This is a genomic window from Bacillus sp. TL12, assembly GCF_022625245.1.
In the GTDB taxonomy this organism is placed as follows: Bacteria; Bacillota; Bacilli; order Bacillales; family Bacillaceae_G; genus Bacillus_A.
Map to the genome: position 1 here is coordinate 1 of NZ_JAJJBY010000023.1, position 14,988 is coordinate 14,988.

At 36.8% G+C, this 14,988-nt stretch carries 14 protein-coding genes and 1 other annotated feature; of the genes, 3 read left to right on the plus strand and 11 right to left on the minus strand.

From position 1 onward, the window contains the following. Positions 1-18 precede the first annotated feature (18 nt). The 4 genes from LOK41_RS18935 to LOK41_RS18950 all read right to left on the minus strand — a co-directional run bounded on the left by LOK41_RS18935 (position 19) and on the right by LOK41_RS18950 (position 3,818). Positions 19-948, minus strand: coding sequence for a thioester domain-containing protein (locus LOK41_RS18935; RefSeq protein ID WP_241817839.1), 930 nt, complete (start codon positions 946-948; stop codon positions 19-21). Between the two features lie 137 nt (positions 949-1,085). Continuing rightward, positions 1,086-1,646, minus strand: a complete 561-nt coding sequence (locus LOK41_RS18940) for a biotin transporter BioY (RefSeq protein ID WP_241817840.1) — start codon at positions 1,644-1,646, stop codon at positions 1,086-1,088. A 148-nt stretch (positions 1,647-1,794) separates the two neighbouring features. Then, positions 1,795-2,634 carry an aldo/keto reductase gene (locus LOK41_RS18945; RefSeq protein WP_277818695.1) on the minus strand — a complete coding sequence of 280 codons (840 nt, stop codon included), beginning with the start codon at positions 2,632-2,634 and terminating at the stop codon, positions 1,795-1,797. Continuing rightward, the gene (locus LOK41_RS18950) at positions 2,634-3,818 is read right to left on the minus strand and encodes an MFS transporter (RefSeq protein ID WP_241817887.1); all 1,185 of its coding nucleotides are present in this window, start codon (positions 3,816-3,818) and stop codon (positions 2,634-2,636) included. The genes LOK41_RS18945 and LOK41_RS18950 overlap by 1 nt, the downstream gene beginning before the upstream one ends. Positions 3,819-4,186: 368 nt before the next feature. Here LOK41_RS18950 and LOK41_RS18955 point away from each other — a divergent pair, with 368 nt between their 5' ends. The 3 genes from LOK41_RS18955 (at position 4,187) to LOK41_RS18965 (ending at position 6,629) form a co-directional block, all read left to right on the plus strand. Then, positions 4,187-4,534 carry a winged helix-turn-helix transcriptional regulator gene (locus tag LOK41_RS18955; protein WP_000760476.1) on the plus strand — a complete coding sequence of 116 codons (348 nt, stop codon included), beginning with the start codon at positions 4,187-4,189 and terminating at the stop codon, positions 4,532-4,534. 431 nt (positions 4,535-4,965) lie between these two features. Further along, positions 4,966-5,406, plus strand: coding sequence for a DUF1641 domain-containing protein (locus LOK41_RS18960; RefSeq protein WP_017153317.1), 441 nt, complete (start codon positions 4,966-4,968; stop codon positions 5,404-5,406). 44 nt (positions 5,407-5,450) lie between these two features. Continuing rightward, positions 5,451-6,629, plus strand: a complete 1,179-nt coding sequence (locus tag LOK41_RS18965) for an NAD(P)/FAD-dependent oxidoreductase (protein ID WP_000043198.1) — start codon at positions 5,451-5,453, stop codon at positions 6,627-6,629. A 466-nt stretch (positions 6,630-7,095) separates the two neighbouring features. On the opposite strand, the gene tyrS is transcribed toward LOK41_RS18965, so the two are convergent. The 7 genes from tyrS to LOK41_RS19000 all read right to left on the minus strand — a co-directional run bounded on the left by tyrS (position 7,096) and on the right by LOK41_RS19000 (position 14,663). Beyond that, positions 7,096-8,358, minus strand: coding sequence for a tyrosine--tRNA ligase (gene tyrS, locus LOK41_RS18970; RefSeq protein ID WP_241817841.1), 1,263 nt, complete (start codon positions 8,356-8,358; stop codon positions 7,096-7,098). 55 nt (positions 8,359-8,413) lie between these two features. Next, positions 8,414-8,632: a binding site (T-box leader), on the minus strand. A 105-nt stretch (positions 8,633-8,737) separates the two neighbouring features. After that, positions 8,738-9,655 carry a UDP-N-acetylmuramate dehydrogenase gene (murB, locus tag LOK41_RS18975; protein WP_241817842.1) on the minus strand — a complete coding sequence of 306 codons (918 nt, stop codon included), beginning with the start codon at positions 9,653-9,655 and terminating at the stop codon, positions 8,738-8,740. A gap of 36 nt (positions 9,656-9,691) precedes the next feature. Continuing rightward, complete coding sequence (locus LOK41_RS18980; protein ID WP_241817843.1) at positions 9,692-9,895, minus strand: hypothetical protein; 204 nt, start codon at positions 9,893-9,895, stop codon at positions 9,692-9,694. Between the two features lie 389 nt (positions 9,896-10,284). Then, positions 10,285-10,680: an SET domain-containing protein gene (locus LOK41_RS18985; RefSeq protein ID WP_141520523.1), complete on the minus strand. Its 396-nt coding sequence runs from the start codon at positions 10,678-10,680 to the stop codon at positions 10,285-10,287. A 128-nt stretch (positions 10,681-10,808) separates the two neighbouring features. After that, positions 10,809-12,014, minus strand: a complete 1,206-nt coding sequence (locus LOK41_RS18990; RefSeq protein ID WP_241817844.1) for a Ger(x)C family spore germination protein — start codon at positions 12,012-12,014, stop codon at positions 10,809-10,811. Beyond that, a complete protein-coding gene (locus LOK41_RS18995) occupies positions 11,995-13,101 on the minus strand; it encodes a spore germination protein (protein ID WP_241817845.1) in 1,107 nt (368 codons plus the stop codon). Before LOK41_RS18995 ends, LOK41_RS18990 begins: the two co-directional genes overlap by 20 nt. After that, positions 13,101-14,663 (minus strand): spore germination protein, encoded by a 1,563-nt coding sequence (locus LOK41_RS19000; protein WP_241817846.1) that lies wholly within the window; start codon positions 14,661-14,663, stop codon positions 13,101-13,103. Before LOK41_RS19000 ends, LOK41_RS18995 begins: the two co-directional genes overlap by 1 nt. Between the last annotated feature and the right edge of the window lie 325 nt (positions 14,664-14,988).

Below are 14,988 nucleotides of genomic sequence, written 5' to 3' on the forward strand. Positions count from 1 at the left end.
GGCGAACGCCAGCACTTTTTATCTTTTGTACGGTGTAGAAGGTTTATTAGGTTGATTCGGTTGATTCGGTTTCTGAGGGACTTCAGCTTTTTTCCAGCTTACCGCTAGATCCGGGCTTGTTTTCTCTTCACTACGCTCTAATAAAACTACTGCGTCTTGAATCGTTTCTGTTCCCTTATGTTCAATACCTTGTAATTTCGTTAAATTACCAGATACTTTAAAGCTAAATTCACCAGAAGGCGTTTCTTTCGGAATTAACACGCGGAATTTTTCTCCTACATTAAATTCTGTTTTTGTTTCGCCTTTTTCATTCACAAACTTAACTCCTTGTGGCGCACCAGTTGCTTGCACTTTGTATGTTCCACTCTTTGCATTTGTTTCCACTGTATATAAACCTGTTTCGAAAAACTCATCTTTTAATACTGCTTCTTGTTTTTCCGACGGCGTAACGCTCATCGTGATTTCTTGTACTTCTTCACTGCTAGCCGCTTTCGCAACAATGTCTTTCGTTAATTTCTCTACATTTTTATTACGAAAATCTAAATCATCGATACTCACTTGTCCAAGCGCATTCCATACAGCAAGTTGCGTCGCATAATGCGCCTCTCTCCAATCAGATACACCTAATTCTTGCGGACTTTTTTGTGGATAACCATTTAACAACACACGGTACACACCAATATCCACCTTACCTATTTCAGGTAAATCTTGACCACTTGGTGATTTCAAAAAAACATCTAAGCAGTACGCTATTTTTCCATCTGCGGTTTTAATGAGTTCCGTTCGGATTGGTTTCTTTAATGATTTACTATAACTCCAATCCATTTGATACTTTGTATGATCCATAACTTCTGCGGATGCTTTTTGGAGCGGAAATAATAAGTTCGCAAATACAAATAAAACACTCAAAAAAGCAACCAATAACTTATACGATTGTTTAATATTCATGTTTACAACCCCTTATAAAATAACAAATTTACTACTGTATATTATTTAGTTAGAAAATTTTTTTATGCATTTTCACTTAGATTCCTGCAAAATAAAAAAAGCACAGGCTATCCTATGCTTTTTTATTTCAAAATTATTTAACTTTCTTGAAGGAGTAATTTCGAACGTACTAATGCTCCTCGCACTTTTATTCCAATCCATGCAGCTAACGCAGCTTTTATTACACCTACAATCAGGAAAGGAACAAAACCGCCCAGGAAAGTTGCTTGCCACCCTAGTGATGCCACATACTTTAAAAATACAGTTCCAATCGTTAATGTCACAAGCATCCCTAAAATATTTGCCATTAATGAATTCCAAAATGTTAGTTTTGTTTTTTCAGTTAACAAACCAATTAAAAAAGCCGTCGGGATAAAGGCTAATAGGAAACCGCCTGTAGGACCGAATAAAACAGATAAACCACCACTAAATCCAGCATAAACAGGAATTCCAGTTGCACCAATTAAAACATATAATAATACAGATAAAGTGCCATAACGTGAACCTAAAATTGTAGCAGTAAGACCAATTGCTAGCGTCTGTCCTGTTATCGGAACGAGCGGCAAAGGAATTGTAACTTGGGCCAAAATACCAATAATAGCAGCAAATAGTGCAGTAACAATTAACATTCGAAAATGATTTGTACGATGATTACTCATAAGCGCCTCCCTAGAAAAGTTTCACATTATAAATTTAAGATATCCTATTCAATATAAGGAGTAAACACTTTTTGTTTGAATATTTAGTTTTCTAAGAACATAAAAGAAGAGCGCAAATCTTTTTTGCACTCTTCTTTTCTATTTTCTATTAAAAATCAAAGTTATCCGGATCTGGACCAACGCGATGATTTTCGTTTAATGCATCAATTTGTTCCATATCTTCTTTTGTTAATTCAAAATTGAAAATGTCCGCATTTTTGGTAATACGGTGCTCTTTTGTTGATTTTGGAATTGTTACAACTTCATTTTGCAGGTCCCAGCGCAAGATAATTTGCGCAGTTGTTTTTCCATATTTATCTGCAATTTCTTGTAATGTAGGGTTATCTAGTAACTGCCCTTGCATAAGAGGTGACCATGCCTCCATTTGAATACCTTGTTCACGACAGAAGCCCTGCAATGCTTTTTGCGTTAAACGAGGATGGTATTCGACTTGGTTAATCATCGGTTTCACTTCTGCCCCTTCCATTACATCTTTCAAATGATGAATTTGGAAGTTACTCACACCAATTGCACGTACGCGCCCTTCTTTATATAGCTTTTCTAATGCTCTCCATGTATCTTTATATTTTCCCTCTACAGGCCAATGAACAAGATATAAATCTAAATAATCAAGTTCTAACTTCTTTAGACTTTCTTCATATGCAGCTAATGTTGTCTCAAACCCTTGATCACTATTCCAAACTTTTGAAGTAATGAATAAATCTTCTCTAGAAATTCCCGCTTCTTTTATCCCCGCACGAATACCTTCTCCTACAGCTTTTTCATTTCCATAAATCGCAGCTGTATCAATGCTGCGGTACCCTTCCTTAATTGCTGTTTTTACAGCCTCTACAAGTTCTGGTCCATCCTCTACTTTAAATACACCTAAACCAAACCAAGGCATCTCTACACCGTTATGCAATGTTGTTGTACTTTGTAAATTGTTCATTATACTCTTCTCTCCTCTACACGTTTCATTTGATCTCTCTTTTCTAAACTCATACTCCATGCCGTTAAAATAACTGCACCGACTACCATAATTGCACCTACCCACGCTGTATGAATTAACCCTAATGAATTTGTTACAATACCGCCTAAGTACGCCCCAAGAGCGATTCCCGCATTAAAGGCCGCAATATTCATAGCAGATGCAATATCTACAGCACTCGGCACAAAGCGCTCAGCTAATATCACGACATATACTTGTAACCCCGGAACATTCATAAATGCAAATAACCCCATTAAAATAATTGTAATTAACCCTGCCACCTTAAATGGCGCTGTAAATGTGAGCACAGATAACACAATTGCCTGAATGAAAAACATAAAAAACAATGCGCGAATTGGGTTGCGATTAGATAGCTTACCGCCAATCATATTCCCAATTGCAATCGCAATCCCATACACTAACAAAATGACTGTAACTGTACTTGCTTTAAAGCCTGTTACTTCTTGCAATAATGGGGACAAATACGTAAACGTCACAAATGTCCCGCCATATCCTAATGCAGTAATAACGAAAACAAGTAACAGTCTTCCATTTGTTACAAGCTTGAATTGATCGCGAAAAGATACCGATGCACCTTTTCGTAAATTCGGTGGAATGAGCATACCGTTAGCTACTAAAGCAACAACTCCAATTGCCACAATAACCATAAACGAAGCTCTCCAGCCAAACTGTTGACCAATAAATGTTCCAATCGGTACACCTGTAATGGTTGCAACGGTTAAACCCGTGAACATAAAAGCAATCGCACTAGCACGTTTATCTTCCGGTACAAGAGCTGCCGCAATCGTTGAACCGATCGACATAAATACACCGTGAGCAAATGCAGATATAACCCTCGCAACAAGAAGTACACCAAAACTTGTTGCCATTCCTGCAATACTATTACCAATAATGAAGATAATCATAATCCACATTAATAACGTTTTCCGTGACATACTAGCTGTTAACGACGTTAAGACAGGAGCGCCGAATGCTACTCCTAGCGCATATAAAGAAACGGTTAAACCAGCCGTTGTAACAGAAACATGCGAATCTTTCGAAATAGATGGTAATAAACCGACGCTAATAAATTCAGTTGTACCAATGCCAAACGAACTAATCGCTAATGCTAATAAAGCAAACATACTTCCTCTAGTCGTTTGAACACCAGAAGAAGGTACTGTATATGAACTCAATTGAACTCCTCCTTAATACGAGAAATCCAATCATAATAGTATGATAAAAAGGCCTTTTTATCTTCTAATAAAAACAGTTTTACTGCTCATAACTGCTATTATGAATGGTTTCATTCTTTTTTGAAAGAACGCACTTGAAAGTACGATAGGTATCTAAAAGTAACATAGGCACCTTTTAGTAACGTACTACTCATTTGCCTCTTACGTATGCTATTATGAAACATGTTCAACATAAAAAACAGTACGTACTTTTAAGTACTATAGGCACTAAAAAGTAACATATAACTATAAAAGACTCGTTAAAGGGGTTGTAATATATGAAGAAATACAATATTCCTGTAGAAGCAACCTTAGAAGTAATCGGCGGAAAATGGAAGGTCGTTATTCTTTGTCACTTAACAAAAGGGACAAAACGAACAAGTGAATTAAAACGTTTAATGCCTGGCATTACACAAAAGATGCTCACGCAACAATTGCGTGAATTAGAAGAAGATGGAGTTATTCAAAGGAAGGTATATAACCAAGTACCACCAAAAGTTGAGTACTCGCTTACCGACTATGGTTGGTCCTTAGAAGCAATTCTCGATTCCCTTTGCACATGGGGAGAGTGCCATCTTGAAAAGAACGGTAACACATCGATGCTAATTACAGAGGATGAACAATAAGAAAAAGGAAAAAATGAACATAAATTTGTCCATTTTTTCCTTTTTCTCTTTATATATATGTACATTTCTTATCTAAACAAAATAATTTATGCGCTTTCATTCCTTGTCAGTACTAGGTTATACGCTCAATATCAAATAATTAGGAATCATTTTTATGTTAACATAGGTGTATATAGTATATAATATAGGATATATATTATATACACTTTCCGATAAGGGAACTTTCCATTATGCGGACAAGCCATGTATCGGACAGTTCATAAATAATAGGTAAGACATTGTGGTTTTAGATTTATGTTTTCAGCTTACTTGCTGTCATAAATTTAAAGGCATTTTATTGTGTTTTGTGAAACTTTGTATAAAGTTTCGCAAACGTTTACTATCTTACTTATCAAAAATAAGAGTATTGCTATCGTAAAGGAGAATTGGAGATGCCAGAAACTATGACCCAAACAAAGCCAGAACAAGAAACTGTACAAATTTCTGCTAGCCAAGGACAACTTGATGTACTTGATCAGTTGTTAAAACCTGAGGTACAAGAATCATTAACAACACTAGTGGAACAGCTTCCAAAATTAACTGAGCTTGTTAACATTTTAACTAAGTCTTATGACTTCGCTCAAACTGTTGCTACTGATGAAGTATTAAAAAGCGACACTGTTGGTGCAATCCAAGAGCTTGTAGAACCTGTAAAAGATACAGTGAAAAGCATGGCTGCAACTGCAATCGAAGCGAAAGATCGTGCTGACGAAAGCAACGAAGTTATCGGCCTATTCGGTCTATTAAAATTACTAAAAGACCCACAAGCACAAAAAATGTTCCGCTTTGTAAATGCTTATCTTCAAATTAGTGCAGAACGTAACAATAAATAATTTAACTTATAACAACAATTAGTAAAGACGGGGGATATCATACTATGTCAAAACAAATTGTCATCTTAGGCGCTGGTTATGGCGGCCTTCTTGCCGCTTTAAACGTACGTAAATATTACAGCAAATCAGAAGCACAAGTTACAGTGATTAACCAATACCCAACACACCAAATCATCACTGAACTACACCGCCTTGCAGCTGGTAACGTGTCTGAGCAAGCAATTGCAATGCCACTTACAAAGCTTTTCAAAGGTAAAGATATCGATCTTAAAATCGCAACAGTTGAGTCATTCTCAGTTGATAGCAAAGAAATCAAACTAGCTGGCGGCACTACTTTATCTTACGATGCACTTGTAGTTGCTTTAGGAAGTAAAACTGCTTACTTCGGTATTCCAGGACTAGAAGAAAACAGCATGGTATTAAAATCTGCTGCTGATGCAAACAAAATCTACAAACACGTTGAAGACCGTATTCGTGAATACGCTAAAACGAAAAACGAAGCTGATGCTACAATCGTAATCGGTGGTGGCGGATTAACTGGCGTTGAGCTAGTTGGTGAGCTTGCTGACATTATGCCTAAACTTGCAAAAAGCCACGGCGTAAATCCAAAAGAAGTTAAACTTCTTCTTGTTGAGGCAGGTCCAAAAATCCTTCCAGTATTGCCAGACCACTTAATCGAACGTGCAACTACTAGCTTAGAAGCACGCGGCGTTACATTCTTAACAGGTCTTCCTGTAACAAACGTTGCTGGCAATGAAATCGACTTAAAAGACGGTCAAAAACTTGTTGCTAACACATTCGTTTGGACAGGCGGCGTACAAGGTAACCCATTAATCGGCGAATCAGGTCTTGAAGTAAACCGTGGTCGTGCAACAGTTGATGCATACCTACAATCTACTTCTCACAAAGACGTATTCGTTGCTGGAGACAGCGCTGTTGTCTTCGCTCCAGACGGACGTCCATACCCACCAACTGCACAAATCGCTTGGCAAATGGGTGAGTTAATTGGATACAACTTATACGCAGCACTAGAAGGCAAAGCATTCGAAGAGTTCGCACCAGTAAACTCTGGAACACTTGCAAGTCTAGGACGCAAAGATGCTGTTGCTACAATCGGAGCAAGCAATACTCCACTTAAAGGCCTACCAGCATCATTAATGAAAGAAGCAAGTAACGTTCGTTACTTATCACACATTAAAGGATTATTCAGCTTAGCTTACTAATCCGATTACTGGCCCGAATCATGATTCGGGCTTTTTTAAATCCAAAACCATTTCTTTTTGGGTGGAAGAGAGTATCCGCCCTTGCGTAGTAGCGGTCAGAGCCTTTTTTTGCCCCATGCCATGTTTCAAACAAAAAGAGATAATGAGTACAAGGCTCTTTTTTTCTTCGTGGCAACGATTTATCTAAAAAAAACAAAGACATTTATATAGATCACTATGAGTATTATTTATAAGCACAAATTGAACATCCGACATACAAACTTTCTTTTTAGATGAAAGAGAGTCCGCCCATGCATAGTAACGGTCAGGGCTTTTTTTGTCCGTAATTATCTATATTATTTTTATTCGGCAAAAAGAATAGATACACCTTTTAAAATAATCTTAATTTACTGATTTTTTATGGCGAAATTGTGTATAAATAAGTAGAAGCGAGGCTCTCTCCTCACTTCTACCCTATCACAAAACTTTATTCTCCTAATTTCACCAAGCTGTAATTCTTTTTACCTTTACGAATAATAATAAATCTTCCATCGAATGAATTTTCCGCTGTAACATCTGTATTCACATTCGTTACTTTATCTCCATTCATCAAGATGGCTCCATTATTAATATCTTCACGCGCTTGACGTCTAGAAGGTTCAATTCCTAAATCAACTAACCACTCGACGATATTTTTTGTTTCTTTCGAAGCGTGGAAAGTTGGCATATCTTTAAAACCTTGTTCAATTTCATCCGCAGTTAACGATTTAATATCCCCACTAAATAACGCTGCTGTAATTTTTACTGCTTGCAGTAACGCTTCTTCACCATGAACAAATTTGGTCATTTCCTCCGCTAACACTTTTTGTGCTTCACGTTTATGTGGCTCTGTTTGAACTTTAACTGCTAATTCATCAATTCTCTCTTTCGTTAAGAACGTAAAGTATTTCAAGTACTTAACCACATCACGATCATCTGTATTCACCCAGAATTGGTAGAATTCAAATGGCGTCGTTTTTTCAGGATCTAACCATACGGCTCCACCTGCTGATTTACCAAACTTCGTACCGTCTGATTTTAATAATAATGGAATTGTTAAGCCAAATACTTTTGCTTCATGCCCCTCTAGTTTACGAATTAAATCTAAACCACTCGTAATATTCCCCCACTGATCACTACCACCAATCTGTAATTGGACACCTTCTTCTTTGTATAAGTGATGAAAATCCATTGCTTGTAAAATTTGGTATGTGAATTCCGTAAATGAAATACCCGTATCTAGACGACTTGCTACGATATCTTTCGCTAACATACTGTTTATACTAAAGTTTTTACCGTAGTCGCGTAAAAACTCAATAATATTGATTTGATGTGTCCATTCGTAGTTATTTACCATTTTCACTTCACTATTGCCACCAAAGTCGAATAGCTTTTTCATTTGCGCTGTTAATGCATCCACATTATGTTGTACTTGTTCCAACGTTTGCAATTGACGCTCTGTTTGTCGCCCGCTTGGATCACCAATTGTTCCTGTTGCCCCTCCAATTAGAATGACTGGATGATGTCCAGCTAACTGAAAACGTTTCATCATCATAAACGGAATTAAATGTCCAATATGCATACTGTCACCAGTTGGATCTACGCCGCAGTACAAGGAGATCTTTTTCTCTTCTACTAACTTGCGTAACCCCTCTTCATCTGTTTGTTGATTCACAGCACCGCGCCATTCTAATTCATCAATAATATTCATTTCTTCCCATCCCCTTAAAAATTTTTAAACAAAAAGTCCCTATGTCTACAATAGACATAGGGACGATTATTCACCGTGTTACCACCCAGATTGCACAAATAGCACAATAGCTATTCATACCACTCTTAGCAATCATATCGTTTGCTACTCCGCTTAGCATTACCTAAGATACTCCAGAGTGTAATTCACAAGTTTGTTTGTGCTAGGTTCCATCAACCCCTAGCTTTCTCGATAACAGTGACAAACTGCTACTGGGCTCTTTCAACGTATTTCATATGTTAAATTATTAGCCATTATATTGAATTTAAAATTCATTGTCAATAATAACCAATCATTATTTTGAAATAATTCACATTTTTATACGCCTTAATTTCAAAGATTATTGTATATCCTCTCCAATAATCCTTACTTCTCTTTCTAACTTCACACCGAATTTTTCTTCAACTGTTTTTTGCACGAAATGAATTAAATCGATATAATCTTGCGCCGTCCCATCATCAACGTTTACCATAAATCCAGCATGTTTTACTGAGACTTCTACGCCGCCAATTCGCTTTCCTTGCAGTCCTGATTCTTGAATAAGCTTACCAGCAAAGTTATTTGGCGGGCGCTTAAATACACTACCACATGAAGGGTACTCTAAAGGCTGTTTTGATTCACGTTTAAATGTTAAATCATCCATCTTTTCTTTAATCTCTTCACGTACACCTTCTGCAAGTTCAAATTTCGCTTCAAGTATAATGTAATGATTTTTAGCAAACGTACTTTTACGATAACCAAACTCAAAGTCATCTTTCGTTAAAGTACGTAACTCTCCATCACCTGTCATTACGGTAGCTTCCGTTAACACATATGCAACCTCACCGCCGTATGCACCGGCATTCATGTATAACGCTCCGCCAACTGAACCAGGTATACCACAAGCAAATTCAAGTCCTGTTAAACAGTGATCTAACGCAATTCGTGATACATCAATAATCGCCGCACCACATTGCGCTACAATCGTTGTTCCTGTCACAGTCACATCTGTAATATGAATTAAACTTACTGTAATCCCGCGAATACCACCGTCTTTTATAATAACATTAGAACCATTTCCTAAAAACGTAATCGGAACATTATATTGGTTTGCATACTTTACAACTTTTTGAATTTCATCATAAGTAGTAGGGGCAACAAATACATCTGCTTTTCCTCCTACTTTTATATGCGTATGATTCTTTAACATCTCATCTTGTTTTACATGTTCTTTTGGTAAAATTGTATTTAAATATTCATATACTTTCTGCATATCCATTCTATGATTCCTCTATTTCTATTAATAATTAATGGCCTACCTTCTCGATAGTTCTGGCATTTTCAAACTACTCTTCTTATTTTCTTCCATTTCGCTTACAATTTTATTTACTTCTCTACATGTAATGCCATGCTGAAAATAAGTAGGTAATCGGCCACCACATAGATTACCTAAATAGTTTAGTAAGATAGCTTCCGTCTCTATCTTATCAAAAAATCGAGAAGAAAACTTTACCTTCAAAAATTTTCCGATATAACCAAGTTTAAGGTAGAAAAATTTTAAATCTAATCTCTTCCTTTACAAAACTCTATTATATCGCATGTCAATGTGAAAAAATATGGTTAAAGAAGGAACTTTTCAAACTGATAAAAATGTCTATATTTTGTCACATCAACAATAGATATTGCAAAAGTGTAAGGCTCTTGTAATATAAAAGGATGCCTCTTTATATGTTAAAGGCATCCTTTTTTTCATATTATTTTAATTGAATTTTGACTAATTTGATTTCATTCATCGTATCCCTCCTTTCACTTATTAGATAGATAAACGGACGATTTGGTTTCAAAAAAATTGATTTTTATTCCATACAAAAGAGCACATCCAATCGAATGTGCCCTTTTTGCGCTTGATTACTTATCATTTTCCTCTTTTTCTCTATCAAACCATAACAACTCATCATCATCAACGTCACCATTATAGTTGATTAGAATCTCTTCCCCTGCTTTTATATCCTTGTAAGCAAAGAATTTAAACGTATGATTCTCAAAAACGATCTCATACGTCGCATTAGGCGTATAAGAATGATTAAATAACATACCGTAACCTAAAAGAATTGCCGTATGATTCACTCCATACTCAAATGCGTAGTCAGCAAGTAACGTTTTCTCTATAAACTCATGCTGTTCATTCGGATAAGAGATCACTGGCGCTTCATGTAAAAGCTCGCCTTTTTTTATATCACGTGTTGCGAATACCCCTCTATTAAATTCTCCATCGCTAAGTGTGGAAGTCTTGATTTCGATCATATTCTTCACCTATACATTTCTTTCTCTGAAGTATTTTATCTTCTTAAGCTTGGCAGATAATGAGGAGAAAATCAATTGGTTTTATTTTTCTTATTTGATAAAACAATATTAGATAAGGAATCTTCGTTCTAAGATCCTTCCGCACCATAGTCTTGGATTGTTATCTTTACGTTATATTTGATTGGAACCTTACTAAATGTTTTATCCCAATCTTTTTCAACCTTTTTCCATACTTTTGGATACTCAATTTCTAATTTGTTACCAAATCCAGCTACATCGGCCTTATATTCTTTTTGAATTTTTTTTAACACCTGTTTCACCAGTCGCTTTACTTCTTGTTCCGTAGCTTTTTCTATACTTTTTAGAAATTTATTTTCAAAAGGGTCTCCCGAAACAGTCCGCTTTTCAGATAGCCGTCCCTCTGATTGGATGTCTACATTAAAAGAGATATTATCCCCTTTAACGTGAGGCTGAATTTTACTTTTCATAGCTTTCACTTCATACATGATAGGCTTTCCTGTCTCTTCATCAAAACTTCTTACCAAACCGCTTTTCCCTTTCCCGGTTATCCACATTAAGCCTTCTAATTCATTTTCATTCAAAAAACCACGTAGCTTTTTTGTCTTTCCTTTGATTACGGCAGCTCCCGCAAATTTCACTTCTCCATTTATCGAAATGACATTTTGCAAAAGAAAACTAGCTCCTGACTCTATCTTTCCTGGCAATTTAGCAAGCGGCATAGGAGGTAAAATCCGCGATGATCTATATTGATTATCTGTAATTCCACTTAAACGGAACGCTGGAATTTCTCCTTCTTCTTTCGATTTCAATGTCTCGCTCGCTCGCCCCTTACTAATTAGCACGAGACAACTTGGTCTCATCTCATTATCACGAATATATATATCCAGTAATTGTTTCAAACTGTACGTACGTGCAAGGTTTGCGCTAACAACAAGCACTTTCGTGTGATTGAATTTTATAGGGCGTTCCCTTCTTAATGCAACTTCACGAATCGATTGATGAAGAGAATCTCCAGTTTCAGAAATATTCGTGTAAGGTTTTTGTTGTGACACTCCACCTTTTCCCCCGCTTGATGATGATTGTGGTTTAACAAATTGATAGGTTGATGTTACAAGGTTCTTTTTCCGATATCCCCCACCTTTTGCTTCTATCTCCTTCTCAACATTCGTCTCCTTCCCTTTATCAAATGCCAAACCTACTGTAAAACCTATCTCTTCAATTTCATGACTGCTCCAACATCCTGTAAGAGCTAGAAGCGAAAGAACAGATGATACAACGAAAAGAAGCCGTATATTATTCGCACTTCGGTTCATTCTTCCTCTTCCTCCATCTCGAAATTACAAGGAGAAGCAGTGGCAAGATACCGAATAATACAAGCGCTGCATTGCCAATCATATCCCCAAATTTAAATAAATCATTAATGTTTTTCGGCATACCAGCAATGATGTAAATAATCGGAAGAAGCCCATACATAAATGAGTGACTATTCTTGTTAAAAAGCTGTGCCAATCCCAAAGAAGCAGCATAGTAGCAGATTGTATAAGTTGCAAAGATTTGCATAATCCATATCACGAGTAATAAAGACTCAAACCGTTCAAATACTAAACCGGGAATTTCAAAACTTCGCATAAGATCAATTGCAGGCCAGGTTCTCATTAACACCCCATCAACTGAAAACGCTCCTATCACCATGACAACTGTAACGACATAAAAGATTAAAGAAATAGTAGTTCCGATGAGAACGACTTTTACAGCTTGGAATGGCTGTTTCATAAATGCCAAAAGAAGCAACATGATTTCGACTCCTGAATATGCGAGAGTTGTTGTTTTTATGCCTTTTAATACGGGGATAACTCCTAACCCTAATACAGGACGGAGATTATCCAACTCAAATATTCCTATACTCATAAAGGAAGTCAGCAAAAAAATGAAGACTGTAATTGGAAATATTATTTCAAATAGGCGAGCTATCGAGTTTATACCGCCTAAGTTCAAATAAATACTTACCCACATAAATGGCATGATAATAGCCCACCCAGGGGTGCCTTCCAATAAAAAAAAACTTGTTACTTCTCCTAGCGCTCTAACTTCAAATGAGGAAAGCATAACAAAGTAGCCTACAATGAGTAGACTAAGTAACGCTCCCACCCATTTCCCTACAATGTCTTGACTATATTGATAAAAAGTTTTTCCAGGAAACTGTTGACTTAATTTAACGATGATTACCCCTACAACCATCGCAATTATCCCCCCGACAATAACAGTTATCCAAACATCTGGTGTCTTGACTTTCTCTGCAGCTGTTCTAGGCAGAGTGAGAATTCCTACTGCAAGTACATAATTAATAAGAATGACAACTGCTTGGGAAGTAGGAATTCGATCTTTCGGGCCAGTAATCATCACTCTTCACTTCCTTTTCTTATTGAATCTTTCGGATTCAACATTTTCGGACGACGTTTCATCATCTGAAGTGGCATGCGAATCACGAAATCTTTCCAATCACTAAATCGATAAAGAACCGCTGGACTGGCATAGGGCACACCAAAACTCTTCAATCTCGCTACATGACTGCATATGAAAAGAAAAAACAAAATGACCCCATATAATCCAAATATGGCAGCACAAAACATAGCTACAAAACGAAGAATACGCAGTGGAATTGCTGCACTATAATGTGAAAGAGCAAACGAGGAAATAGCGGTTGCTGCTACTACGATGACCATAACTGGACTAACAATCCCTGCCTGTACTGAAGCCTCTCCAATGATTAATCCACCGACAATCCCCATCGCTGAACCAATCGGTTTAGGCAGACGCAATCCTGCTTCCCGTAAAATTTCGATGGCTATTTCCATAAACAGCGCTTCTATAATTGCAGGAAACGGAACCCCTACTCGTCCTCCTATGATTGAAATAGCTAACTTAGTTGGAATCAATCCAGGGTGAAATGAGATAAAAGAAATATATAAAGCAGGTACAAAAAGAGAAATTATAGCTGCCCCAAAACGCAATAAACGGATAAATGTGCCTGGAATCCAACGTTCATAATAATCTTCAGGTGATTGCATCAACATGCTAAATGTAACTGGAACAATTAAAGCAAAAGGCGTTCCATCTAATAAAATTGCAACCCGCCCTTCCATTAAGGCAGCGATGACCCGATCTGGGCGCTCCGTACTCTGCACTTGCGGAAAAGGACTGAGATAATTATCTTCGATGAGCTGCTCTACATATCCTGATTCTGGCACATTATCAATATTGATTTTCTGAATTCTTTTCTTAACCTCTTCTACTAATTCTGAGTCAGCAATCCCTTTCATATAGGCAATAACCAATTCTTTTTTCGCTCGCGTTCCTACCTGGAATTTTATTAATGATAAATCCTCATTTTCACCATGTAGCCGCAGAAGAGCGGTATTATCACATAAAACTTCTGTGAATCCTATCCGCGGCCCTCTAACTGACACTTCTGATATAGGCTCTTCAATATTCCGCGTTTTTCCTTTTCTTGTATTAAGAATAAATACATCCGATAATCCATCAATCAAAAGTGCCGTTGAACCTATTAACACTTTTGACATCAATTTTTTTATAGTACGAACTTCTTCTATACCGCTAATGGTAAGAACTCGATTCATAATAAAGTCTTTTGAAATCGTACCTTCCACATAAGACGGCGTACTCTTATACTCTTCATAAAAATTAAACATCAATGACTTCATAATATGCATGTCGATAAGATCTTTATCCGACAGTCCTTCCACAAAAACAAGCGCCGCTCGAACGTCTGTACACCCTATGTTAAACTCTCGAAAGTGTACATCGGAGTTATGACGAATTTCTTCTTTTACACTCGCTAAATCCACGGTGAAGTTGCCAGTTAAATGACCTGTTACACTTTGCTTCTTATGTGCATCAGTTTGTTTTTCTATCTGATTCAGCTTTGATTCCTGTTCTTTCATCCTGATCACTCTTTCTCTACTGTACGAATCCAGCTAAAAACTCGCGAGATCGCATAAGGAATGAAAAATACGATAAAACTTTGTACAAACACTTTCCAGTTTGGAAGATAAGACACAAGCGTTTTCCACATTTCAATCACCCAATATCAGCAGTTGACACTGCGATTTTTATCCTAATTGGAATTTCTTAAGCATTATTATGTCTGATATGCGGAAATTTAATCCATTTAAGGAATTAACCCTCACTTTCTGGTTGATATTAGCGCTCTAATAATTAGATGAATGTTTAGACAAAAAATACAGTTTATCACTAACGGTGAAGCAT